The organism is Blautia glucerasea (assembly GCF_013304385.1).
GTDB classification, from domain to species: Bacteria; Bacillota; Clostridia; order Lachnospirales; family Lachnospiraceae; genus Blautia_A; species Blautia_A ammoniilytica.
In genome coordinates this window covers 13,347-38,770 of sequence record NZ_JAAITU010000006.1, presented here as the reverse complement: position 1 = coordinate 38,770, position 25,424 = coordinate 13,347, and the positions used below count along the sequence as shown (strand labels likewise).

Sequence of the window (25,424 nt, the reverse complement as noted above, 5' to 3'; positions counted from 1 at the left end):
TTACCGTTCCTCCTCTCCTGTCAGGATCTGGTCATCCATACTCTCTCCCAGGCTTTTCCACAATTCTTCATCCGAAAAGCTTTTCAGTCTGCGGAAACCATATCCTGGAATTTTCCGGTCAAAGCCACACACAGAAATATAAGGACAATAAGTGCAGGCATTTTTTGCTCCCAGCTCATATGGAGAAATCTGCGCATCCCCTTTCAGGATATCCTTCCGGATCTGTTTGATTTTCTTTTTCACATACTGATCAAGAATCCAAAACTGCTGGTTGTCAGCCACTGAAGAACCTTTTTTAATTCCGCCATCCTTTTTGTAGGACACAGGAATAGACACCAGACTTTTATCGATCTTCTGGGCGATCTCAGGGTCTTTCTGAACCAATCCGTTCATTTTCAGGCTTTTCAGTATTTCCTCATTAACTGATTCCATATCTGTTTCTATTTTCTCCTGGATCATAGGATCTTTCACATTGTAATAAAAGATCCCTGCTGGAACGATCTCCCTGTCCGGATACTTCCGTCTTTCTACTGATAAGGCTGCATCCATATATACAAGCAGCTGAAGCTGCAGACCATGGTACAAAGCCACCAGGTCAAAGGTAGTATTTCCTGTCTTATAGTCAATCACCTTCACATATACCTTGTCCTGCTCTTCCAAAATATCTACTCTATCAATCCTGCCGCCCTGAAAAACAACCTCAAACCCCTCCGGAACAAATTCTCCGTTCTTCAGCTGGTTCTGCAGTGCCCATAATGTTCTGTGTAAAAGCCTTCTGGTACGCTGGATCATATACTCATTTCTTGCACTGCTTTTTAAAATAGTATTTCCATAATCTGCTGTTACTTTTTCCAGGCATTGATCTGCAATCTGCCTTTGCTGTTCCTGGCTAAGATCAGCCCACAAAAGCCCCTGTCTTCTTAACTCTTTTGAAAATTCCTCCAAAGCTTTATGTATCACATTCCCCATATCCATAGCCTTAAATTCGTACTCTGCCCGCTCTGAAAGACGCAGCCCATACTGAAGAAAATGTGCAAAAGCACAGGCGGCAAACCGTTCCAACCGTGTTGCACTGTAAGGAGACACCTCTCCATACAGCACTTTCGCCACACTTGCGCCGATCATATCCTTAGGACAGATACTTAAAAAGGCTTCCACAAGCTTCTGTGTCATCGCCTTATATCCGGGGCTTCTTAAAAGCCAGCCAAACACTTCACCAAAAAGGGGATCTTCTGCCGTATATGCACCTTCCGAAAGACCTTTCAAAAAAGCATCCACACCATCTCCCGGGATCTCCAGATCCTCAAGAGTATAATTACCGTCCTCTATACGGCTGATCTTTAACGCCGGAAACAATCCTGTCACTGTATGGATCAGGTAAGCAGGGCTAATAGCCTCACCTTTGCTGTTAGAACTGCTAAAGGAAAGACACAGCAGCTTTTCTGGCTTTGTAAGATTCAGGTACAAATAGAATCTTTGCATGTTCATAAGCTCTTTTGGACCTGGTGCCAGTTCCACCCCTTCCTCTGCAAAAAAATCCCGGTCCATTTCATTCAGGATTCCTCCGGTATCTGCTGCTTTAGGAATATTTCCCTCATTCACTCCCACGAAAAACAATGCCTTGATCTTTTTCAATCTGGTTCTTTCCATATCTCCTACAAGAACCTGATCCATACTTGGCGGAATCAAGGCCACCTTTGCCTTAGACAGACCGGTTTCCAGAAGCTGACGAAATTCCTGGACTGTAACCAGTTCATCCCCAAGGATCTCAACCATACGATCCAAAAGATCCATAACAATACCGTAAATCTGTCCGTATTCTTTTTCCATGGCAGCATCTCCCACAGACTTAAAATACAATTCCTGCTTTTTAAGTTTTTCCTGGATCTGACCTTTTACAATAAAATCATACAAACCGCGGCAATACTGCTCTATCTTTTTTCTGCCCTTTCCAAAGATTTCTGCAAAGTCATATACTTCCTCCACAAATCTGGCACGGCTTTCATTAATCTTCAGAATATCTTCAGCATCCATTCCCCTGTAAATCCTGGTCCAGTGCTCCTGCCATCTGTTTAATCCACGTATCCCCAGGGCGATCACATAATTCTCCAAATAATCTGTCTCTTCTCTTGTAAGTCTGGACATACCGCATCTTAAATATCGAAAGACTCCTTCGTAAGAAAATCCAGTAAACACCATCTCCACTGCTGCCCGGATATATTCAACAAAAGGATTCATCAGCACTGTATGTTTTTCATCTACAAAATATGGGATTCCAGCCCGCTCAAACACCTGAGATGCAATATTACCGTATTCTTCCAGATTTCCTGTAATTACTGCAATCTCTCCATATTTCATCCCCTGTGTACGCACAAGTCTGCGGATCCTTCTGGCTGCCTCTTCCAGTTCTTTTTCCGGAGTACCTGCCGTATAGATCTGTATTTCTTCCTGTGGATCCTCATATTTCTTTCTGCTGTAACGGAATATATGTTTTTCCAGGAATTTGAGGGCCGGTGCCTGTGAAAAACGGGATTTTTCATCAGTAGTAAGACATACCGGCTCCTCCAGATCCCTGGTAAGTGCTGACAAGATATGGATCATCTGACGGCTCATATAAAAAAGCTGGTGAGGTTTTCCCTTGGCAAATACATCCCCGCTTCCATCCATAGTCACTGTAACCATCACTTTTTGACACACTGCAAGCAGTTCCCGGATCACCTTGACCTGAATCGGAGTAAAACCTGTAAATCCATCCAGGACTATCACACTGTCTTTCAGCTTTTCAGACAGTGGAACTGCAGGCAGTAATGCATCCAGGATCTCTTCCCCTGTAATATAATGTCCTTCCAGATATTCCTTAAAGCCTTTATAAAGTACCTGTATATCCTGAAGTTTCATATGAAGAAGGGGCTGTTGCTCCGCTCTATTCACCATATCCTCCAGATCACTGTCCCCAATATCGTACAGTAAAAATTCAGAGATCAAGGACTTCACCTCATCAAGACATCCTGGTCTTTTCATCTGACCGCCCAAATAAGGAAGCTGTCCTTTATGCATTTGTACTACCTTTTGCAGAACCATGCTTTTCCCGGTATCCTCCAAAAGCTTTCCCATATTTCCACCGGTTTCCTGAATGATCCTGTATGCAAGTCTCTGAAAGCTAAGTACATCTATATTTAAGATTCCCCGTCCCGGATGCATTTCCACCAGTGTTTTCTGGGTCTGCATGGTAAACTGCTCCGGCACGATCACATAGTATTGCCGTTTTGGATATTTCATAGATTCCTGAATCACATGACCATATGCATAACAGGATTTTCCGGCTCCTGAACTGCCGATTACAAATTGAAGGGACATATGGACTCCTTTCCTATAAACAATCTTAAGATCGTACCCCGCACTGGGACAGGCACGGTAAAGAACTGATTTTTAAACACCGTATCATTATTGAGGACTTTTTCCCCAACATCATTTCATAATCATATCATAAATCCAAAGGTTTGATAATAGGATATAGAAAAACAGACCGGGAGGCGCATGCCATGAGTTCCAAAACAAAGATCATTGTTTTACATATGAAAGAAGTGGTTTATACCATTCTTTTTCTGATCCTTGCCATTCTTTTCGGTGTTCTGCTCTTCTTTATGTTTGGCTCCGGAAAAAACCAGGCTCAATCCGGAAAAGCTTCCAAATATACTCCTGGAATCTATCGCTCTTCCATTTCACTCAACGGAAATACCTTTGACATGGAAGTAAGCCTGGACGCTGACAGGATTGCTTCCATTGATCTGGTAAACTTAAGCGAAAGCACAAAAGCCGCATTTCCTCTGATGAAACCTGCCCTGGAATCCCTGGCCGCGCAGATCTATCAGTCTCAATCCCTGGAGAATATTACCTATCCGGATGATCAGAAATATACCAGTCAGTTGCTCCTATCATCCATAAAAAGTGCCATAGAAAAAGGGACTGTGTACTAAGCAGTCCCTGATCCAGTATTCTATTCTTCCAGCTCTGCCATCCATATGGCAGCACTTGCATCACTTGGCATACGCAGATCCCCTCTTGGAGACAAGGCAACGCTTCCCACCTTTGGTCCATCCGGCAGGCAGGAACGTTTAAACTGCTGTGCAAAAAATCTCCGATAAAAAATCTTCAGCCACTTCATAATGGTTTCCTTGTCATAAATGCCATCAAAGGTTCTGCATGCGATCCGGTAGATCTTATCCGGCTGATATCCGGCACGCAGCATATAATATAAGAAAAAGTCATGAAGCTCATAAGGTCCTACCAGGTCTTCTGTCTTTTGTGCGATCTTCCCGTCTTTTGGAGGCAAAAGCTCCGGGCTTACCGGTGTATCCAATATATCCAGAAGTACTTTGGAAAGCTCTTCATCCTCACATGTATCTGCATAATATCTTACCAGATGACGTACAAGGGTCTTTGGTACAGAGGTATTCACCCCATACATGGACATATGATCTCCATTATAGGTGGCCCACCCTAGGGCCAGCTCTGAAAGGTCACCTGTACCAACCAGAATCGCGCCCTCCTGATTGGCCATATCCATCAGAATCTGTGTACGCTCCCTTGCCTGAGAGTTCTCATAAGTTACATCATGTACCTCAGGATCGTGTCCAATATCCCTGAAATGAATATTTACCGCATCCCGTATATTAATCTCCGTCAGCGAAGCACCTATACGCTTGCTGAGTGTACATGCATTCTGGTATGTCCTGTCTGTAGTCCCAAAACATGGCATAGTCACACAATGTATCTGCTCTCTTGGTGCCTTCATCCTGTCAAATGCCCTGGCCATTACCAAAAGGGCAAGTGTGGAATCCAGTCCTCCGGACAGCCCAACCATTGCACGCTGGCTGTGTACATGATCCAGTCTTTTTTTCAATCCCATGGCCTGTATATTCAGAATTTCTTCACACCGCAAATCCCTTTCTTCTTTTTTTCCAGGAACAAAGGGAGTTGCCGGGAATACACGGGTCAGCTTTGTCTTTTCTTTCTTAACATGGAAAGGAATCCTCTCATAACCACTGCCATCTGTTCCCGGGAAGGTAGACATCCTTCTTCTCTCGTCTGCCAGACGGTACACATCAATCTCTCCGAAAACCACAGAATTATGGAATCTTCTGCCCTCTGCCAGCAGTACTCCGTTCTCAGCGATCATATTCTGTCCACCGAAAACCAGATCCTGAGAGGATTCCCCCTCACCTGCAGTAGCATAAACGTATCCACAAATCAGCCTTGCAGACTGTCCGGTTACAAGGGATCTTCTGTAAGCATCCTTCCCTACCATCTCATCACTGGCAGAAAGGTTCACGATCACATGAGCACCTGCCTGTGCATGAGATACACTTGGTGGCTGTGGAACCCAAAGATCCTCACAAATCTCTGCTGCTACTGTCAGTTCTTCACACTCATCACACACAAACAGCAGGTCTGTACCAAATGGAATCTCAACGCCGTCTACCTCATGAGTGTCCATACAGTCACTGCCTGAAGTGAAATGGCGCTGCTCGTAGAATTCATTATAATTAGGTATACAGGTTTTTGGGATAAAGCCCAGGATCTCACCATGATTCAGCACAGCTGCCACATTATACAGCTTGCCTGCATGACGCATAGGCAGCCCGAGAAAAATAAGCGCATCCACTTGCTGAGTAGCCACTGCCAGCTTTTTCAAAGTATGCCATGCACTGTCCAAAAGCTGACGCTGTAAAAACAGATCCTGACAGGTGTAGCCTGTAATACAAAGTTCCGGAAGCACCATGATCTTTGCATGTTCTTTCTCCATCTTGTGGATTACTTTCAGGATGGCCTTTCTGTTGGCTTCGCAGTCAGCCACTGTGATCTCTGGTGTACCGGCTGCTGCTTTTATAAATCCATGCTTCACTTCTTACACCTCCGAAGGATCTCCTTTAATTCTTCCACATGAAACACATAGTTGGTATTACAGAAATGGCAGTTCAGTTCTACATCCTTTCCTTCCTGGATCATTTCATTTAATTCTTTTCTGCCAATACTGATCAACGCCTTCTCCACCCTGCTTTTACTGCAGTTACAATAAAATCTGGTTGGAAGGGTATCGTTGATCTCAATATCAAATCCATCAAGAACCACATTCAACAAACTTTCCGGTGTATGCCCTTCCTCCAGAAGGCTTGTGACAGATGAGATCTTGCTGATGTTCTCTTCCAGCTTTGCAATAACGCTTTCCTCTGCAAAAGGCATTAGCTGTACAATAAATCCGCCTGCCTGGCGGACAGTATTGTTCTTATTCATCAGAACACCCAGTCCTACTGCTGATGGCACCTGTTCGCTGGTTGCAAAATAATAGGTCAGGTCTTCTGCAATCTCACCTGTCTGTAGAGTAACCTGTCCCACATACGGCTCTTTCAGGCCCATATCCTTGATCACGCTGATATATCCTGCTCCTACGGCACCAGATACATCCAGCTTGCCTTTACTGTTAGCCGGAATGATCACATCCGGATTGCCCACATAGCCTTTTACATTGCCCTGGGAATCAGCAGTGACTGTAATTCCCTGGATCGGACCGTCTCCCTTCACCTGAAGAGTCAGGATATCCTTTTCCCCTTTCATCATGGCTCCCATCATAGCTCCGCCTGTAAGAAGCCTTCCCAGTGCAGCGGTTGCCACCGGACTGGTATTATGGTCTTTTCTTGCTGTTTCCACAGTATCTGTTGTAACTGCTGCAAAGGCACGGATCTGTCTGTTCGCTGCAACAGCTCTGATAATATAATCGCTCATTCTTCTCTCCTGTTTATCCGTTTAATCATAAAATAAGTGTTTTCACCACATTATTTTATTTCCCATATTCTTTTGCAATAAAGGTAAGACGTCCGCTGTCAGCCCTGGGTGCTTCTCTGGTATAAGCATCATAAACTGCCAGCAGTTTAAGACCAGAGCTTTGCAGAAGAGTCTTGATCTGTTCCAGCGGATAGGCTCTCTGATAATGAACCTCCTCCACTTTCTCATACCTGCCATCTGTATCCGGCAGGAAAAGTGTGAGTGCATACTCATTGATCCCGCTTTCCTCATCGTAAGTATTCTCCCATATGAAACTGCCTTCCTCACGATTCTCCGCAATGGTGGAATCCCCGATCATCTCCTGATACTTATACACTGTATTCATATCAAAAATAAAAAGTCCGCCCGGATCCAGATAATTATTTACCAGTTCAAAAACATGCTCCAGATCCTGCTCCTCAGTAAGATAATTCAGACTGTCACATACGCTGATCACAGCCCGCACTGTACCATAAAGTTCAAACTCTTGCATGTCCTGCAAAAGATACAGAATATCATGGCCTGAAGTCTCTCTTTTCTGCATGGCCTCTGCCAGCATCTCCTCTGAATTATCCACACCGATCATATCATAACCGGAGTCAGCTAACAGTTCTGTCATAGTACCTGTACCACAGCCCAGTTCCAGTATCAAGCCGTCACTGATCCCATATTCTCTAAGTGTGTCCTTAAGATAACCGGCCCAGCTATCATAATCCACATTATCCTGAAAAATATCATATACCCTGGCAAACTCACCATATGCTTCCATTGTATCCATTCTTTTCCCCACGTATAACAAACAGCAGACAACCGGTTGTAAGTCGGCTGTCTGCCTTTGGTTTCTTCCTGAAGTATTACCGGGAATCCTTTATTCTACCGGCATATAATATACATCTGCACCTTCGCCGTGCCAGTAATAATCCACATCATTCTGATCATAAACATCCTCATTATTGGCAAAACGGTAAGTATTGCCCTGGGAATCTACCCAGTTACCGCTGCCGTCCGGGGTGATCACAAGCGGATGTCCATCAGAGTTACGGTAGATGGTTCTTGTCTGATTGGTATCGGTGAGCTGCTCCTGTGTAAATCCTCCGGAATTACCGGTAGTGGAGCTGGCCTGTCCGTCTGTACCTGTAGCAGAATCACCGGATGCTGTACCATCTGTTGTCTGTGTACCGTCTGCAGTGCCGTCAGCAGTAGTATCTGCAACAGCAAGTGTACTGGATGCGCCAATGATCTGGAAAGAATCAACAGCCGTCTGGATCCCTGTCAGGGACGCATCATTCACTACCGAGCCTGTAATGCTGTAGTACTCGCTCTCATTGGCATATACCTTCTTCACAGCATAAGCATATCCGCCGCTCTTCTCTGTATTCAGATACTTCACAGTGTAAGAATAAATGCCTACTCCATTCACATTTGTGCTGTTGTAATTCTGGATCTCAAAATCTGTACCCTGCTCAAGGTCAGAAGCCTGCTCAAGTGCAGCTGCCAGATCCTGGGTATTGGGGATCATAGCTGAAGACATATCCTCTTCCCCTGCTCCATGAAGAACAAGGATCTTACCCTGCTCAGGTGACTCAAAGCTGATCATATCCTCTGCATCTGACTTATTCGCCCAGGTAGCGTCCGGAAGCTTGATCGTCACTGCTCCATCACTGGAAGTATAAGTAGTATCCTGTACATCCGGTGCAATCGTAGGCTCTGGTGTAGGCTCCTGGGTGGGCTCCGGTGTAGGAGTCTCATCCACGATCACCTGCTCTGCCGGATCATCTCCGCCAAAGCATCCTGTGGCCAGTCCTGAAAGTGCTGCTGTTATAGTTAAGAGAACTAAAAATCTTTTATTCTTCATAATTGCCTCCTTATTTATCTTACAAAAATCCCTCATTCGATATTTTACAATTGTATTACAAATATGTCAATATTTTTCACAGTGCAGATTCTTAAATTCCTGTAAACTTTTGAAAAACACAGTGTAACTATTCAGTGCCCTCACAGTCAGAAATCAAAATGCTTTCCAGAAACATTTAAAACACTGTACATATATAACTCATGAAGAGCCCTTGTAGCTGCAATATATCTCCCCTGTTTTGCAAGCGCACTTTGGTCTTTTTCAGGAAATATTACAAATACCTGGTCGAATTCCAGTCCCTTTGCCAGATAAAAGGTAGTAACTGTAATTCCCTTTTTAAATCTGGAACTGTTCCTGTGCAGATAATTGAACCGATCCTTTGTATCAAAACCTGTTTCTTCCAACATCTCTTTAAGCAAAGCTGCTCCCAGGTCTGCTTCCTTCTCTGTGCGGAAGATCACCGCTGCTGTCTCAAACTCATCCTCGCCCAGCTTGATATAGTCCAGTATTTCTTTCACTGCTGCCTGTATATCCTCAAACTGCTGTTCCTGTACAGGCTTTCCATGACGCTGAAGTAGTTCCATATCCGAAATCCCTGCCAGCTTATTAGCATAAGCCGCAATCTCCACTGTATTTCGATAGCTTTTATTCATCTGGATCCTGCGGATGTCCCTTCCAAAGATCCCAGGCAGGAAAGTAAACACATCCTGTTGTTTTTCTTCCATTGTTTGTGCCTTGTCTCCAAGAATGGTCATCCTGCAGGAAAACATATTTTTTAGGATCAGATACTGCATTCTTGAATAATCCTGCATCTCATCTACCACCAGATGCTTGATCGTACTATTTTCCTGCTGCCCCCATAAACGGTATTTCAGATAAAGCACAGGATATACATCTTCATATAGAAGCTTTCTCTTTTCAAGAGGAACCCTGGTAAGAGCCGGATATCCGCTGCTTTCCAGAAAACGACTGTACAATACATACAGATCCCTTGTTTCATACAGGGAATAAAAATCCTCCCTGATCAGCTCCCTCTCTTCATCTGGCAGATCCCTGTCCCTTAATGTTTCCACTTCATCAATAAAATAATCACACACTGCATCCATTCTGGCAAGCAATGGAATATCCATAAATTTGAAGTAAAACAGATCAATGATCTCTGCTTCTGTCTTTGTATAGCCTTTATAACGGATATCCCTGAAATCCATCAGCTCATCTTCCAGTTCTGTAATAAACCGTTCCAGCTGGTTCAGAAATCCTTCAGACTGCTTCTCCTGGTAAAATGTAACAGCCTTTGGATGGTTCAGGCTTCTCTCGATCTGGTCATAACGGTCTTCACAGTCAGCTGCTGTATCCTGAAGCTGCCGATAAGCAAACAGGTCAAAACTCATTTCTTTTATATTTTCTTCCCCTAGTTCCGGCAGAATATGGGAAATATAATCTGAGAAAACCCCATTGGGAGACAATACCAGGATATTGGATGATTTCAGATTCTGCCTGTCATGATAAAGAAGATAAGCAATCCTGTGAAGCGCAATGGATGTTTTACCTGATCCTGCTGCCCCCTGGATCACCATGATCCGGTCTTTCGTGTTACGGATAATCGCATTCTGCTCCTTCTGAATCGTGCTTACAATATTCTTCAGTGCTACAGAGCCATTACTTCCTAGCTCTGCCATCAGAATCTCATCATCCACCTTGATGTCACTTTCAAACTGATAGACCATCTTCCCCCTGCGGATCTTGTACTGCCATTTGGAAAGGATCTCACCCTGGATCCTGCCAAGCGGTGCTTCATAAAAAGCCGGTCCTTTATCATAATCATAAAAAAGTCCGCATACAGGTGCACGCCAGTCATAGACCAGGGGCACACCTCCAGCCTTTTCTGCAAAATTGCCAATACCAACATAAAAGCTTTCCGGCTCATCTTCTCCCTCAAAAATGAAATCTACTCTTCCAAAAAAGGGAGAATCCAGCATTTTCCGAAACCGGCTTTTTAGATGGAGTTGCTGCTCATTGGCACTGATTTGATGAAACAACGCCTGCTGATTGTCAAAATTTTCATATCCATACTGGTCCATTTCTGTGTAATTTTCCCAGTAATATTCATGCATACCGTCTATTTCTTTCTGGCCTTCTGCAATGCTTTGGGATATCTCTGCAATCCTCTGACGCAGCTTATCCAATACATAGGCCAGATATTGGATCCCATCTTTATTGTCTGTCATTCTAAAAGCTCCCTTTTTGTCATCCCCTTCCAGAGAGGTTCTTATTATTATACCCTATAGCCTTTAAAAAGTACACAAAAAGAAGCAGTACACCCCAAACAAACTGAGATGAAAACTGCTTCTTAAAAATGCTTATCTGTAACTGTACCCTGATTATTTATGCTGTCTGCGTTTTTTCAAACTGGCTGTTATAAAGCTGTGCGTAAAATCCTCCCTTTGCCAGCAGTTCCTCATGAGATCCCTGTTCAATAATATCTCCATCCTTCATAACAAGGATCATATCTGCATCCTTGATCGTAGAAAGACGATGGGCGATCACAAAGCTTGTTCTTCCCTTCATCAGATTGTCCATTGCCTTCTGAATCTGCATCTCTGTTCTGGTATCAACAGACGAGGTAGCCTCGTCCAGGATCAGGATCTTGTTGTCTGCCAAAATAGCTCTGGCAATAGTCAAAAGCTGCTTCTGGCCCTGGGAAATATTACTTGTCTCCTCGTCCAGCACCATATTATAGCCGCCAGGCTGCTGCATAATAAAGTGATGGATATGAGCTGCCTTTGCTGCTGCGATCACCTCTTCGTCTGTAGCATCCAGTCGTCCGTACCGGATATTCTCCATGATCGTTCCGGAGAACAGCCAGGTATCCTGCAGAACCATACCAAACATTTCTCTTAACTGACTTCTGTTAAAATCCCGGATATCATGTCCATCTACACAGATGGAGCCTTTATTTACATCATAGAACCGCATCAGCAGCTTCACCATAGTGGTCTTACCTGCACCTGTAGGTCCTACAATTGCGATCTTCTGCCCATTTTTCACATCTGCTGAAAAATCATGGACAATGATCTTATCCGGATTGTAGCCAAACTCAACATGCTGGAACTGCACATTGCCAGAAAGTCCTGTAATATCCACAGCATTCTCTTTGCCCTGCTCTTCCTCAGGCTCATCCAGAAATTCAAAAACTCTTTCAGACGCAGCAGCAGAAGACTGAAGCAGATTTGTTACCTGTGCGATCTGCTGGATAGGCTGTGTAAAATTACGGATATACTGGAAGAAGGACTGGATATCTCCAACCTCAATACTTCCTTTGATCACAAACACACCGCCTAACAAAGCAACCATTACATATCCCAAATTTCCGATAAACTGCATAATAGGCATCATCATGCCTGAGAAAAACTGAGATTTCCATGCAGACTCGTAAAGCTTCTGGTTATCTTTTTCAAAAACATTCAGTACATCCTGTTCCTTATTAAACACCTTCACCACATTGTGTCCACCGTAGTTTTCCTCAATCTGGCCATTTACTTCACCCAGATATTTCTGCTGATCACGGAAATATTTCTGCGACCGCTTCATTACCCCATTAATGATCAGCATGGACACTGGCAGGATTAAAAGGGCTGTCAGCGTCATCGGCACATTAATAGAAAGCATCATTATAAATACTCCGATCAATGTGGTAATAGAGGTGATCAGCTGGGTAATACTTTGGTTCAGACTCATCTGCAGGGTATCCACATCATTTGTTACCCTGGAAAGAATCTCTCCGTTTGTCCGGCTTTCAAAATAATTTAAAGGCAGACGATTGATCTTTTTGGAAATGTCCTTACGCAGACTATACGTAACATCATTGGAAATCCCTGTCATTACAAACCCCTGAATAAGGGAAAAGCATGCACTTGCCACATATAAGGCCAGCGTGAATAAAAGAATCTGACCAATTTTTGAAAAATCAATGCCGCCAGATCCGTTTACCTTTCTTACCAGTCCGTTAAAAAGCTCTGTGGTCGCTTTTCCAAGGATCTTTGGCCCAACAATATTAAATATAGTTCCTGCAATAGCAAACAGAAACATCAGTCCAAAACGGAATTTATATTTACCCATGTACTGGAACAAACGACTCATGGCTCCTTTAAAGTCCTTAGCCTTCTCAACAGAACGCATACCATGCCCGCCTCCCATAGGTCTTCTGCTTCTCTCACTCATGCTAATTCCTCCTCTGACAACTGAGACATTGCGATCTGACGGTAAACCTCACAGTTCTTCATCAGTTCCTTATGTGTTCCGATACCGGCCATATGTCCTTCATCCAGTACAATGATCTGATCCGCATTTAAGATCGTACTGATACGCTGTGCAACAATAATAGTTGTTGCATCTTTGGTACTCTCCTTTAAGGCTTTCCTCAGATTACTATCCGTTTTAAAGTCCAGTGCAGAAAAGCTGTCATCAAAAATAAAAATCTCCGGCTTCTTGGCAATCGCTCTTGCAATGGACAAACGCTGTTTCTGGCCTCCGGATACGTTGGTACCGCCCTGTGCGATCGGTGAGTTGTACTTTTCGGGTTTTGTATCAATAAACTCTGTGGCCTGGGCGATCTGTGCTGCCTGCTGTACTTCTTCAGAAGAAATGTCTTCTTTTCCGTAGCGGATATTGGAATCAATAGTTCCTGAGAACAGGACTCCTTTCTGAGGTACGTATCCAAGGCATTCCCTTAACTGGTGCTGTGTCATTTTACGCACATCCACACCATCCACCTTTACAGTTCCCTGCGTTGCATCATAAAATCTTGGAATCAGATTGACCAGTGTACTCTTGCCGCTTCCTGTACTTCCGATCACAGCCACTGTCTGGCCTTTCTTAGCAGTAAAGCTGATATCATTCAACACATTTTCTCCTGCTTCCGGATACGCAAAGCTTACATGGTCAAATTCAACTGTTCCACGTAAACTATCCTGTGGGGCTTCCGGAGATACCGGATCTTCAATACTTCCTTCTGTTTCCAGAACCTGATTGATCCTGACAGCAGCCACATTGGCACGGGGAATCATAATGGACATGGCAGTGATCAACAGGAAGGACATAATGATCTGCATAGCATACTGGATAAATGCCATTACATTTCCTACCTGCATACTTCCGTTATCTACAGCATGTGCTCCGAAATAAATGATCATAACGGATACACCGTTCATGATCAGCATCATTACAGGCATCATAAAAGTCATACACCTGTTGACAAACAGGTTTGTTTTCGTCAGTTCTTCATTGGCAGTCTCAAAACGGTCTTCCTCGAATTTTTCCCTGCTAAATGCCCGGATCACAGGAATACCGGTAAGGATCTCCCTTGTAACCAGATTCAAACGGTCGATCAGAGTCTGCAGCTTTGTAAATTTTGGCATTGCGATCTTAAACAGAACCAGGATCACAAGAAGGATCAGTGCAACAGCAACACCCAGGATCCAGGTCATGGATGCATCAGTATTCAGTACCTTGATCACACCTCCGATCCCCAGTATAGGGGCATACAGAAGAATACGGAAGGTCATAGTCATAACCTGCTGTACCTGCTGCACATCATTGGTACTCCTGGTGATCAAGGATGCAGTTGAAAACTTATGATATTCGTTGCTGGAAAATCCTATAACCTTACTGTAAATATCTCCCCGCAGATCATGGCCCATCCTTGCTGCTACTTTTGAAGAAAGAAATGTCACTGTCACTGCTGCTAGCATGATCACCAGAGCCATTAACACCATCTGTGCTCCTGAACGGATGATATAATCCATCTGAAGCTTATCCAGATCTTCTCCTAACTCTGTGTATTCTTTCTTAACTGCAAGTACAGCACTTTGGCTTACAATAGACTCCGGCATATTCTCCAGTTTTTCATTCATCTCCTGAAGAATCTGAGTTTTCATCTCCTCTGGCATAGCTCCCAGCGCCTGCACCGGATCTGTCCCTTCCTGAAGCCCCATGTTCTCTGCCATCGCTTTGCTTTCATCACTGCCGGAACACATTCCATAATACAGCATCATCGGCTTTTCCAGAAGATGATCCAGATTTTCTCTTTCATCTTTGGAAATGCCATCCTTCAACACATAAATGTCTTTGTCTTCTTCATAATACTTTTCCACCTGTTTCATATCATCATCATCCATAAACTCAGATAGTGCCTTCATGGTAGATGTGCGCATCTTCCGTGGAACATTGTCTTCAATGCCTCCCTGCTGGATCCCTACATTAATGATCCTGGATGTGTAATCCGGAAGTGATAAATCACAGTATGCCTGCAGAAACAAAAGTCCCATGATCAGGACTATATACCCTGCTGACTTTTTCAGATATCTCATCAGTTTAACCATTGCGTGTCTCCTTTATATCTTTATTTGTAACTGTTCTGTAACCTCACAAGACTACCTGTTGAATAGTTACCTTTACTTTACAACTACATGCTTCTCCGACAAAGGACATCCTTCTTCAACTATTCCCGGCATTGTATTAATATTTTCCAGCAGCTGATTAAAAAAACGCCTCATCAGGCACAACTCTGTCTCAGAAAAATTTCTGAACAGATATTTCTCTGTCTCATGCATGGTGGCAAGTCCTTTCTGGATCACTTCATTGCCCTTGTCTGTCAGACGGATCCTGGTAATACGCTTGTCATGTTCATCCTGCTTCCTGCATACCATTCCCATCTTTTCCAGCCTTTGAATGCTGACCGTCACTGTAGGCGGCTTCACGCCCAAAATCTGAGCAATCTCTTTCTGGCTATATTCTTCATTTTTCCCCAGAATGGCAAGAATGGGGATCTGACTTGGATGAATCTCCAGTTCCTTCATCTTGCTGAAACACTTTCCCATATATCTCCTGTTTATTTCCAAAAACAAAGCCTGCATACTTTTTTGCCGGTCCTGTTTTTCTTCTCCCTCCAACACCTATTCACCTCCTGTTTCGTTTCATAAAATCAACCTCTCAAAAGTACCTCCTGCTGTTTTGCTTTATTTTCCAGCCATCACCATTATTATTCATTTAGTCGGCTAAGTATATAAAATATACTTATGTTTGCGAGAATGCAAGTATTTTTTTCAGTTTTATAAAAATTTAACATTTGTTCGACTAACTATTTTCTCATGAATTATAGAAATACTACAACGTAATTTTCTGTTGCATATACATAAAAAAAGAGGATGCCTGATCAGAGCGTATCAAATACTACCTCTGAAGCATCCTCTTTCTTATGCCTGATAATGATCAGATAAACTGATTGGTGTCTGAATCATAATGATAATCAATCTGATCCAGCTGGCTGATCAGATCCTTTTTCTTGATCCCCCTGCAGGTGCACAATGCCTCCAGGGACTCATAATAATCCCGCAACTGGGTATTCACATAACTTAGCAATATTACCGGATCCTTTGGTATCATGCATGGAATCTCCTTTTCTGCCTGTTACAGCATCATTTTCTGTCATCAGGAGCGCCCTGCACTCTGACAACAAACTCTCCATTCTCCACATCCAGCACAAGGGTATCACCTGTATGCACATCTCCGGAAAGGATTTTCTTTGCAGCCAGCGTCTCCACATAATTCTGCAGATAACGCTTCAGCGGTCTTGCACCGTATACAGGATCATAACCATTTTCGATCACATTTTCCTTTGCTGCCTCAGTCAGAGTCAGGGAAAGTTCCTGGTCAGAAAGACGTTTATCAAGGTCTTTTACCATCAGGTCTACTATGTTACCAATGTTTGCTTTTGTCAAGGGCTTAAACATAATTATTTCATCCAGACGGTTCAGAAACTCCGGACGGAAATGTGCCCGCAGGTCATCCATAACCTGTTTCTGAGCCTCTGGTCTGATCTGACCATTCTCATCAATACCATCCAGCAGATAAGGAGAACCGATATTCGATGTCATGATCAGGATCGTATTCTTAAAGTCCACTGTTCTTCCTTGAGAATCTGTGATACGCCCATCATCCAGCACCTGGAGCAATACATTAAATACATCCGGATGTGCTTTTTCTATCTCATCAAACAGTACAACACTATATGGTTTTCTTCTCACAGCCTCTGTAAGCTGGCCGCCCTCTTCATAACCAACATATCCCGGAGGCGCTCCGATCAGTCTGGATACAGAATACTTCTCCATATATTCACTCATATCAATACGAACCATATTCTGCTCATCATCAAACAGCGTCTGAGCAAGTGTTTTGGCAAGTTCTGTTTTACCTACACCGGTAGGTCCGAGGAAAAGGAAGGAACCAATAGGCTTTGTAGGATCCTTGATCCCTGCCTTAGACCTGAGAATGGCATCGGTTACTCGGCGCACTCCTTCGTCCTGGCCCACCACACGTTTGTGCAGTTCATCTTCCAGGGTAAGAAGCTTAGCACGCTCTCCTTCTGTCAATCTTGCAACCGGTATCCCTGTCCATCTGGAAATAATCCTTGCAATCTCATCATCTGTAACAGCTTCATGAACAAGACGTCTGTCTCCTTCTTTAACGTCACGTTCCTCGATTTCCAGCTGCTGCTGAAGTCTTGGAAGCTCTCCATACTGAAGCTGTGCAGCCTTTTCCAAGTCATAACTCTGTTTTGCTTTCTGGATCTGTTTATTCACATCTTCAATCTGCTCACGCAGCTTCTGAAGCTTTTCCACAGACTTTTTCTCATTATCCCACTGAGCTTTCTGGGTATTAAATACATCCCTCAGATCTGCAAGCTCTTTCTGCAGGTCAGCAAGACGCTCCTGACTTAAGTTATCCGTCTCTTTTTTCAGGGCTGACTCCTCAATCTCCAATTGCATAATCTTTCTGCGCTGCTCATCCAGCTCAGTAGGCATAGAATCCAATTCCGTCTTAATAAGTGCACAGGCTTCATCTACCAGGTCGATAGCCTTATCTGGAAGAAAACGATCCGTAATATATCTATGTGAAAGAGTTGCCGCTGCTACCAGGGCGCTATCTGTAATCTTAACTCCATGGAAAACCTCATACCGTTCCTTCAGTCCACGAAGAATAGAAATGGTATCTTCTACTGTAGGTTCATCTACCATAACTGGCTGGAAACGACGTTCCAGTGCAGCATCCTTCTCAATATACTGGCGATATTCATCCAAAGTGGTAGCGCCGATGCAATGAAGTTCTCCTCTTGCCAGCATAGGCTTTAACATATTACTGGCATCCATGGCTCCATCTGTCTTACCTGCTCCAACGATCAGGTGCAATTCATCAATAAACAGGATGATCCTGCCTTCGCTTTTCCTTACTTCTTCAAGAACAGCTTTCAGTCTTTCCTCAAATTCGCCTCTGTACTTGGCTCCTGCTACCAAAGCACCCATATCCAGGGAAAAAATCTTCTTTTCCTTCAGACCTTCCGGTACATCCCCTGCAACGATCCTCTGTGCAAGTCCCTCTACAACTGCAGTTTTACCTACACCAGGCTCACCAATAAGAACCGGGTTGTTCTTAGTCTTACGGGACAGGATCCGTACCACATTACGGATCTCTCCATCACGGCCGATCACCGGATCCAGTTTTTGATTTCTGGCCTTTTCCACCAGATCCTCGCCATATTTGGCAAGTGTATCATAAGTAGCCTCCGGATTGTCGCTGACCACTCTTTGATTTCCTCTTACAGTAGACAAAGCCTGCAAAAACCTTTCTCGTGTAATTCCAAATTCCTTCCAGATCTTTGTCATGCTTGGACTTGGATACTTTAACAGGGATAAAAACAGATGTTCCACGGATACATATTCATCCCCCATGGACTTGGCTTCATCCTCTGCATTTACCAGTGCTTTGTTCAGATACTGTCCAAAACGCAGTTCGCCGCCGGATACTTTTACTTTCTCGTCCAGTGCTTTTTCAACTGTATTAATAAAATAATCTTTATTGATATCCATCTTCTCGATCAGCTTCAGAATCAGGCTGTCTTCCTGCTTCAGAAGGGAATACAGCAGATGCTCCTGTTCAATCTCCTGATTGCCGTAAGAATAGGCAACCTTTTCCAGATTCTGCACTGCCTCAATGGACTTCTGTGTGAATTTACTGATGTTCATATACGTTCCTCCTCTCCGAATCCTTTTATATGGAAAAACTGCCGGCAGACAGCCTCCTTCTAGAAGCTGTCCATCGGCATTTCATAATACGATCATCCTTCAATGGAAATATAACGTTTCTCTTCCACTTCCGGCTTAGCCTGTTTCTTTGGAAGTGTAAGCTTTAAGATCCCATGCTTGAATTCAGCTTTGATCTGCTCATTCTCAATATCCTCACCAATATAGAAGCTTCTCTGGCAAGCACCAGTATAACGTTCTCTGTGGATATAACGCCCGCTTTCTTTCTCCTTGGAATCCTGCTCCAGAGCCTTTGAAGCACTGACTGTCAGATATCCGTTTTTCTCTTCTACTTTGATCTCATCCTTTGTAAATCCTGGAAGATCGATCTCTAATTCAAAACTGTCATTTTTCTCTTTAATATCTGTCTTCATCAGATTAGCTGCGTGATGTCCATACAGCTTTCTCTCTGCCCTGTGGTCTGCCTTATCATCATAAAATGGAAATCCAAAAACATCATCCAGTAAACTGTCTGTAAAAATACTTGGTCTTAACATAAGTCATATCTCCTCTCAACGCGTTCTTTGCTTTATCTATTGAAATTCATGTTATCTTTATAAGCCATTTCCTTTGTTCTGTATGTAATATAACACGCGTTGTTAGCACTGTCAAGAGATGAGTGCTAATTTTTTGTGAAGATTGTGTGAACGCTACGAGCTGTGCATGGCGTATGACCCTTGTGAACCCGTGCTAATTTCCAGCTCACCGCCTGCTGCCTTGCATCCACAAATCTCTTATAAATACCATCCTGCTTCATTAGCTGCTCATGTGTTCCCTGCTGCACAATTCTCCCTTTGTCAACAACCACAATCTGGTCTGCATGTCTGACTGTTTTTAATCTGTGGGCAATCATAATAATCGTTTTTTCCTTTGTAAGAGCATCTACTGCATCCATCAGCTCCTTTTCATTCTCCGGATCAACATTAGCTGTTGCCTCATCTAATATAACGATTGGTGCGTCCTTCATGATTGCTCTGGCTATCGAAATACGCTGCTTCTCACCACCGGAAAGTGTAGCTCCTCCCTCTCCGATCACTGTATCGTATCCATCAGGAAGTTTGCTTATAAAATCATGACAGCACGCTTTTTTTGCCACTTCCACCACTTCCTCATGGCTTGCGTCCTGACGTCCGAATTTAATATTATTTTCAATGGTATCTGCAAACAAATACACAGACTGAAATACAAATGAAAAATTACGCATCAGACTGTTCATGCTGTAGTCTTTTACATTCACGCCTCCAAGTGTCACTTCCCCGGAATCCACATCCCAAAATCTGGCAATCAAATTGCAAAGGGTTGATTTTCCTCCACCAGATGGTCCAACGATCGCTGTCGTCATTTTCTGTGGGATAGAAAGCGATATATCATCAATAATCTTCCGTTTATCATAAGAAAATGAAATGTTAGAAAGTCTGATATCGTAATTTTCCGGCTGGATTTCTTTACCATCGATATCCATGGTGTCCAGCTCCAGTATTGCATTTGCTTTATCTACGCATACACTTACCACATGTAAAAGGGATGAATAATTTCCTGCGCATTCCAGGCTGGAATAAAGCATAAATGCTGAAATTGTCATACCAATCGCATAGACTGCACTCATAGTTTCATTGATATAAAAATATGCACTGCATGTCACGACCACAGCACCCGTGATTTTTGTTATCACGCTTTGCAGAAAATGATAGGGAACAAACAACATCTCCATCTTTGTATTAATTTTTTCGCATGCTTCATTTGCATCATTTAATCTTTTCGCTTGTTTTCCAAGCAGATTGTATGATTTTACTTCTGATATTCCCTGCAGATACTCCATAATCTGATTTACAAGCTCTGTATCACATACTACTTTTTGCTCTGAATCTTTTTTCCCTGCATTTTGCATTGCAGAATTGACACCAAAGAAAATAAGCACTCCTGCTGCAGCGATCAGTCCGATCCTCCAGTCAAAAACAAACAGCATAAAAATGATCATCGATGTTTCCAGGATTCCCTGCATGGTCAGCATGACCACTCTCGCAGCCACATCGCCAAGTATTTCCATTGTATTGGTTGTAATGGAAGAAATTTCCCCGATACTATTGGAATTATAATATCCCATCGGCAGATAGCGCAGGTGCTCTGCAATCTTGATTCTCATAAAAGCACTTGCATTATATCCACCTTCTGTCTGAAGTACTGTAGAATATCTCTTACAGATTACATCGACTACGATTGCAATGACCATAATCGCAACGGAGCCTCCAATATATTTCCCTGTCGGTTTTCCACTCAGCAAACCCATCAGTATGTACATAATAGCCGGAATCTTCATGGCTGAGGCAAGAGCCTCTATAAGTCCGATCACCATCGACAGTTTGAATTTATTGCTATTTTCCCTGCCTGAAAAACGAAAGAATTTTTTCAGAATTCCAAACATATCATTCTCCCTCCTTCACAGTATCTTTTACAGAAATATGGGCATTCCACATTTCCTTATAAAGTGGGCATGACACCAGAAGTTCCTCATGTGTGCCATGTGCTGTTACATTTCCATCATTTACAACAAAGATCTGGTCGCTGTCCTTAATGGTAGAAAGCCTGTGCGCTATTACGATCAATGTCTTCCCTGCTACCAGTTTTGCAATAGAATTCTGCAGGATCGCCTCATTTTCAGGATCTGTGTAAGCAGTTGCCTCATCAAGGATCACAATCGGAGCATCTTTTAACATCGCTCTTGCGATCGAGATGCGCTGTCTCTCGCCTCCTGACAGATGCCCTCCTGCACCTCCAACAACCGTATCAAATCCATTCTCCAGCTGCATGATAAATTCATAACATCCGCTTTTCTTTGTCACCTCAACGACCTGTTCATCAGTAGCATCTGGATTTCCCTGCCGGATATTTTCACGGACCGTTTCATTAAACAGATAATTATCCTGTGCAACATATGCAATTTTCCGGTTAAAATCTGAAAGTGCCATTTCTTTTACATCAACTCCGCCGATTTTAATGCTTCCAGAATCCACATCCCACAAGGATGCAATCAGCTTTGCAATGGTTGACTTTCCGCTTCCGGATGGTCCTACGATCGCATTTACCGTTCCTGCCTTTAATTCCATATTTATTCCGTGCAGGATTTCTTTGTCGTGATAACCAAAACTGACATCTTCTAGCGTAACGGAATTATCTTTTGGAACTCTTTCACTTTTCTCCGGACGTTCCAGTTCCGGCTGTTCCAGAATTCCTGCCACTTCACCAACGATCACCCCGATCTTGCCAAGATCATCTGTATAGGAACCCACTGTGATCAACGGTCCAACGATTCCAAGTGATAAAATAATACAGATGACAAAATCAGAAACCGCAAGTGTTCCATTCACTACATAATGTGCTCCAAACGGCAATACCGTAAGAAGCGTATAGGGTGTGACCACCATCATCAGTGCATGAAAGATTGAGCACCGCTTCATCCAGGAAATAAAAGAATCCGCATATGCCATAGCTGCCTTTGTAAATTTGGCATAAGAACTTTCTGTCTTTCCAAATGCCTTTATTACTTCGATTCCGTCAATATATTCCACTGCCGCATCATTCAGATCTTTTGTTGTCTGAACCGTTCTCTCGAAACTTGGCTTATAATCCAGCATCATTCCAAAATAAGAGAACAGTCCAACAATAACCGGCACCAATGACCAGAGTGCCAGCCTCCAGTCTGTCAGAAAGAAATAGATCAAAATCACAACCGGTGCCAGCAGATTGGATGTGAATTCCGGGACAATATGCGCCAGTGTCGTCTCGATACTGTCGATTCTCTCCACCATGATATTCTTAAATGTACCGGATGGTGTATCCTTCACATAACCCAGCGGCACCCGTGTCAATTTATCACAGCAGATTTTTCTTATATTTGCCAGTACCACAAACGTTGCTTTATGTGACAATGCTGTCGAGAGCGAATGAAACAGTTCTGCAATGATAAACGACAGTACAATGAAAACTGCTTTTGCAAAATATGGTTCAAACTCCTTTTCACCACTTAAAAACAGCTTTACTATATCTGCAATGATAAAATACGGGAAAATCTTAAAAATCACATTTCCTATTGCAAGTAACACACTCCATACATAGGCAATTCTTTTTTGTCCGGCCCATGTCAAGATCCAGCTGACTGCCGACTTCTTTTTTTCTTTCATATCTGTTTCTCCTTACTTTTGTTTTATTATTATTACTTTTATTTTATTATTATTTCTTTCGTTAGCATTTCCTAACTCATATATAATAAAATAGGTGGCTTACTGGCATTAGCCACCTGCATCAGTTATACCGGAAATTCAATATTCCACAATCGTTCCCAGCCGCCTGTATTAAATTCTTTCAGCTGATGCACATTTTTCTTTGCAGTCTCCCTGTCTATATCATGCTCAATGATCTGAAATATTGACGAAAAGAATCCCGTATAGATCATATGCATAAGGCTTTCCTCTACAACCGGTATTTTTACACCGGTCTCTTTCATTTTTTCCATATATTTCAGACTGGACTTCTTTTCCCGCTCCACCATATTATGTATGAATAATTCAAATTTTCCACTGTCTCCGCATTTCAACAATAATCTGAAATTATCATAATGATCATAGATATAATCAATCATCTGCTCCATCCCATCACTGGATGTATCCGACATATTCCTTGTCTGATCACTGGCTGAAAGCTTTTCAAACGCCTCAACGATCTGGTCATAAATCTGATAAATATGTTCCATATATGGATCCGTCAGTGCATCAAAAAGTGCTTCTTTCGTCGGATAATATTTGTAAAATGCGCCAGTAGTAAGCCCTGCATCTTTTACAATGTTTCTTAAAGACGCTCCCGTCAAACCATCTTTCAGGAAATGTTTTCTGGCTGTATCTAATATGTTTTTTTGTGTATCTTCTGCTTTCGTCGACATTCTTTTCGTATCCTCTAAACTTCTCCCCAAAATATAACAGTGCTATATAGCACTGTTATATTTTAACTCGTTACAGGATTTTGTCAAGTCTACTGTTTAGATTTTTTTATTTTTCCTGTGTATTCAGTTTCCACCCCGCAGATGCATTCTGCAGTTTTACAAGTCTGTTCTATTCAAACAGATTTTCTTTATCTATCTACTTTCTTCCATTTTGTAACAGCGTTTCTTACCCGCTGGTCAATATCCAGACGTGCTCTGCGGCATTCTTTCGGATATTTTCTTGCTGCCTGAAATGCCAGTTTCACAAAGAGTCCGGATCCAACTGGGAGCATTGTCTTTAGCATGCCCTCCGGAAAAACGAAATGAGTTCCATGCTCATAGATTACAAACTCTAATCTACAAGTATGCGGACGTTCTTTTATACGCTGCTTCATTCGGCGGATGTATTTTGCAGTATCCCACAACACATCATCTTCCGCACCAATCAGCAATAATGTTCCATTGATCTTTTCAATCTTGATCATCTCGTCTTCTTGGATTGGATGAGCCTTTTCCGAATCATCAAACAGTTTTCTTGAATTGATCATATCACCGGTTCGCTTTGTTTCTTTCTCAATCACATGCCAGTAATCCGGATGTTTATAACAAAACGGCATATACGGAAGTGATTCTCCTTTATATGAAAAAAGAGATTCTCCCTCAATCGGCCATTCCTTACAACCATCTTTTTTTCCCTGCATAAATCCCTGCCAGATAAAATCACTGGGTGTCAGACCAATCGTTAATGTGATATCTTCAAAATAAGAAGCGGCAGTTAAGGCAAGTGTTCCTGTAGTAGATGCCCCGACAATTCCTATCTTCTGATTACCATGCACTTTTAACCAATCGATTGCTTTCTCTATACGTTCCAGCGGATAATTATGATGTCCATAATCCTTTTTTCCAGGTGACATTGTCATCACATTCACACCCAGTTTATGTAACCATTTCACAGATGTACGCGCCAGATAATCCTCCGAGTCATCTCCGATCATGGCAATCATTGCACAGTCTGATCCTGTTTTGCATTTCCAATATGCACCATAAAATCCATCTGATTCCACATCAAAATGCCTTTTCTTCATCTTTATCATCTCCTCGTAAAATAATATCAGCTCCTTTCCATTCTTAACTCCCCATGTGAATTTTGCATTGCTTCCCTCTATGGATTTCTCTTTCATTGTCTATTGCCTTCTCCCATAGGTTTTCTTACAACACAATGCATCCTCATACCTTTACGGATTTCAAATTTTTCTACTTTTAGTCCTGCTTTTCTTTTTGTAAACTCGTTGATTGATAATTTTATGTATTCTTCGTTTTTCATGTCTTTACCTCCAATCATACCAGGCTCCATAAATCAATACTCTCATAGAAATCCGTCTTCTTTTTCATTTTCAAGTAAACTGACGGTGCCGACGTTAGTATTGCCTAACCTGTATTTTTCAAAAAACCGTGTGAAAACAAAACTGTAATTCCACACGGTTTCTTTTCTTATGCATTCAGTATATCACTTTTACCTGATTTATCAACCAGATTTCGTCTTCAAAAGATAAATTCTAAGCAGCTTGGTTTTCCGTCAAGAATATAGGTCTGTGCTGATTGGCAGCCCCTACCCATGCGATTCTGCGGAAGTATCACC

Annotated in this window: 18 protein-coding genes; 1 reads left to right on the top strand and 17 read right to left on the bottom strand. The window is 42.7% G+C overall.

What is annotated here, in order from left to right; genetic code table 11:
- Positions 1–3,357, bottom strand: coding sequence for a PD-(D/E)XK nuclease family protein (locus G5B11_RS03960; protein WP_173726968.1), 3,357 nt, complete (start codon positions 3,355–3,357; stop codon positions 1–3).
- A 185-nt stretch (positions 3,358–3,542) separates the two neighbouring features.
- Here G5B11_RS03960 and G5B11_RS03955 point away from each other — a divergent pair, with 185 nt between their 5' ends.
- Complete coding sequence (locus G5B11_RS03955) at positions 3,543–3,977, top strand: hypothetical protein (RefSeq protein ID WP_158420720.1); 435 nt, start codon at positions 3,543–3,545, stop codon at positions 3,975–3,977.
- A 20-nt stretch (positions 3,978–3,997) separates the two neighbouring features.
- Here the strand turns inward: G5B11_RS03955 and G5B11_RS03950 are convergent, their stop codons facing one another.
- The 16 genes from G5B11_RS03950 to G5B11_RS03875 all read right to left on the bottom strand — a co-directional run bounded on the left by G5B11_RS03950 (position 3,998) and on the right by G5B11_RS03875 (position 25,109).
- Positions 3,998–5,905 carry an NAD(+) synthase gene (locus G5B11_RS03950; protein WP_173726967.1) on the bottom strand — a complete coding sequence of 636 codons (1,908 nt, stop codon included), beginning with the start codon at positions 5,903–5,905 and terminating at the stop codon, positions 3,998–4,000.
- Entirely contained in the window at positions 5,902–6,783 is an 882-nt protein-coding gene (gene hslO, locus G5B11_RS03945) for an Hsp33 family molecular chaperone HslO (RefSeq protein WP_173726966.1), read from the bottom strand. The genes G5B11_RS03950 and hslO overlap by 4 nt, the downstream gene beginning before the upstream one ends.
- A 55-nt stretch (positions 6,784–6,838) precedes the next feature.
- Positions 6,839–7,591 carry a class I SAM-dependent DNA methyltransferase gene (locus tag G5B11_RS03940; protein WP_173727020.1) on the bottom strand — a complete coding sequence of 251 codons (753 nt, stop codon included), beginning with the start codon at positions 7,589–7,591 and terminating at the stop codon, positions 6,839–6,841.
- Positions 7,592–7,690: 99 nt separating this feature from the next.
- Positions 7,691–8,677, bottom strand: coding sequence for a hypothetical protein (locus G5B11_RS03935; protein WP_173726965.1), 987 nt, complete (start codon positions 8,675–8,677; stop codon positions 7,691–7,693).
- 146 nt (positions 8,678–8,823) lie between these two features.
- Positions 8,824–10,905 (bottom strand): HelD family protein, encoded by a 2,082-nt coding sequence (locus G5B11_RS03930; RefSeq protein ID WP_173726964.1) that lies wholly within the window; start codon positions 10,903–10,905, stop codon positions 8,824–8,826.
- Positions 10,906–11,062: 157 nt separating this feature from the next.
- The gene (locus G5B11_RS03925; RefSeq protein ID WP_158420725.1) at positions 11,063–12,898 is read right to left on the bottom strand and encodes an ABC transporter ATP-binding protein; all 1,836 of its coding nucleotides are present in this window, start codon (positions 12,896–12,898) and stop codon (positions 11,063–11,065) included.
- Entirely contained in the window at positions 12,895–15,057 is a 2,163-nt protein-coding gene (locus G5B11_RS03920) for an ABC transporter ATP-binding protein (protein ID WP_173726963.1), read from the bottom strand. Before G5B11_RS03920 ends, G5B11_RS03925 begins: the two co-directional genes overlap by 4 nt.
- Before the next feature lie 72 nt (positions 15,058–15,129).
- The gene (locus G5B11_RS03915; protein ID WP_158420727.1) at positions 15,130–15,630 is read right to left on the bottom strand and encodes a MarR family winged helix-turn-helix transcriptional regulator; all 501 of its coding nucleotides are present in this window, start codon (positions 15,628–15,630) and stop codon (positions 15,130–15,132) included.
- A 316-nt stretch (positions 15,631–15,946) separates the two neighbouring features.
- On the bottom strand, positions 15,947–16,120 hold the full coding sequence (locus tag G5B11_RS03910) for a DUF4250 domain-containing protein (protein WP_158420728.1): 174 nt from the start codon (positions 16,118–16,120) through the stop codon (positions 15,947–15,949).
- Positions 16,121–16,152: 32 nt separating this feature from the next.
- Positions 16,153–18,756, bottom strand: coding sequence for an ATP-dependent chaperone ClpB (clpB, locus tag G5B11_RS03905; RefSeq protein WP_173726962.1), 2,604 nt, complete (start codon positions 18,754–18,756; stop codon positions 16,153–16,155).
- Between the two features lie 92 nt (positions 18,757–18,848).
- Positions 18,849–19,310 (bottom strand): Hsp20/alpha crystallin family protein, encoded by a 462-nt coding sequence (locus tag G5B11_RS03900; protein ID WP_173726961.1) that lies wholly within the window; start codon positions 19,308–19,310, stop codon positions 18,849–18,851.
- Between the two features lie 125 nt (positions 19,311–19,435).
- Positions 19,436–21,235 (bottom strand): ABC transporter ATP-binding protein, encoded by a 1,800-nt coding sequence (locus tag G5B11_RS03895; protein ID WP_244092909.1) that lies wholly within the window; start codon positions 21,233–21,235, stop codon positions 19,436–19,438.
- A gap of 1 nt (position 21,236) precedes the next feature.
- Positions 21,237–22,991 (bottom strand): ABC transporter ATP-binding protein, encoded by a 1,755-nt coding sequence (locus tag G5B11_RS03890; protein WP_158420732.1) that lies wholly within the window; start codon positions 22,989–22,991, stop codon positions 21,237–21,239.
- Positions 22,992–23,116: 125 nt separating this feature from the next.
- Positions 23,117–23,746, bottom strand: a complete 630-nt coding sequence (locus G5B11_RS03885) for a TetR/AcrR family transcriptional regulator (RefSeq protein ID WP_173726960.1) — start codon at positions 23,744–23,746, stop codon at positions 23,117–23,119.
- A 188-nt stretch (positions 23,747–23,934) separates the two neighbouring features.
- Positions 23,935–24,966: an acyl-CoA thioester hydrolase/BAAT C-terminal domain-containing protein gene (locus G5B11_RS03880; protein ID WP_330603055.1), complete on the bottom strand. Its 1,032-nt coding sequence runs from the start codon at positions 24,964–24,966 to the stop codon at positions 23,935–23,937.
- Positions 24,963–25,109 (bottom strand): hypothetical protein, encoded by a 147-nt coding sequence (locus G5B11_RS03875; RefSeq protein ID WP_173726951.1) that lies wholly within the window; start codon positions 25,107–25,109, stop codon positions 24,963–24,965. The genes G5B11_RS03880 and G5B11_RS03875 overlap by 4 nt, the downstream gene beginning before the upstream one ends.
- Positions 25,110–25,424: the final 315 nt, after the last annotated feature.

Bases quoted from the DNA above. Each gene is read 5' to 3' on its own strand.
- G5B11_RS03880 (WP_330603055.1), bottom strand. From the start codon at position 24,966: ATGAAAGAGAAATCCATAGAGGGAAGCAATGCAAAATTCACATGGGGA.
- G5B11_RS03930 (WP_173726964.1), bottom strand. From the start codon at position 10,905: ATGACAGACAATAAAGATGGGATCCAATATCTGGCCTATGTATTGGAT.
- G5B11_RS03885 (WP_173726960.1), bottom strand. From the start codon at position 23,746: ATGTCGACGAAAGCAGAAGATACACAAAAAAACATATTAGATACAGCC.
- G5B11_RS03900 (WP_173726961.1), bottom strand. From the start codon at position 19,310: ATGTTAAGACCAAGTATTTTTACAGACAGTTTACTGGATGATGTTTTT.
- G5B11_RS03935 (WP_173726965.1), bottom strand. From the start codon at position 8,677: ATGAAGAATAAAAGATTTTTAGTTCTCTTAACTATAACAGCAGCACTT.
- G5B11_RS03955 (WP_158420720.1), top strand. From the start codon at position 3,543: ATGAGTTCCAAAACAAAGATCATTGTTTTACATATGAAAGAAGTGGTT.
- G5B11_RS03940 (WP_173727020.1), bottom strand. From the start codon at position 7,591: ATGGAAGCATATGGTGAGTTTGCCAGGGTATATGATATTTTTCAGGAT.
- G5B11_RS03895 (WP_244092909.1), bottom strand. From the start codon at position 21,235: ATGTTTGGAATTCTGAAAAAATTCTTTCGTTTTTCAGGCAGGGAAAAT.
- G5B11_RS03875 (WP_173726951.1), bottom strand. From the start codon at position 25,109: ATGAAAAACGAAGAATACATAAAATTATCAATCAACGAGTTTACAAAA.
- clpB (WP_173726962.1), bottom strand. From the start codon at position 18,756: ATGAACATCAGTAAATTCACACAGAAGTCCATTGAGGCAGTGCAGAAT.
- G5B11_RS03925 (WP_158420725.1), bottom strand. From the start codon at position 12,898: ATGAGTGAGAGAAGCAGAAGACCTATGGGAGGCGGGCATGGTATGCGT.
- hslO (WP_173726966.1), bottom strand. From the start codon at position 6,783: ATGAGCGATTATATTATCAGAGCTGTTGCAGCGAACAGACAGATCCGT.
- G5B11_RS03960 (WP_173726968.1), bottom strand. From the start codon at position 3,357: ATGTCCCTTCAATTTGTAATCGGCAGTTCAGGAGCCGGAAAATCCTGT.
- G5B11_RS03920 (WP_173726963.1), bottom strand. From the start codon at position 15,057: ATGGTTAAACTGATGAGATATCTGAAAAAGTCAGCAGGGTATATAGTC.
- G5B11_RS03890 (WP_158420732.1), bottom strand. From the start codon at position 22,991: ATGAAAGAAAAAAAGAAGTCGGCAGTCAGCTGGATCTTGACATGGGCC.
- G5B11_RS03910 (WP_158420728.1), bottom strand. From the start codon at position 16,120: ATGATACCAAAGGATCCGGTAATATTGCTAAGTTATGTGAATACCCAG.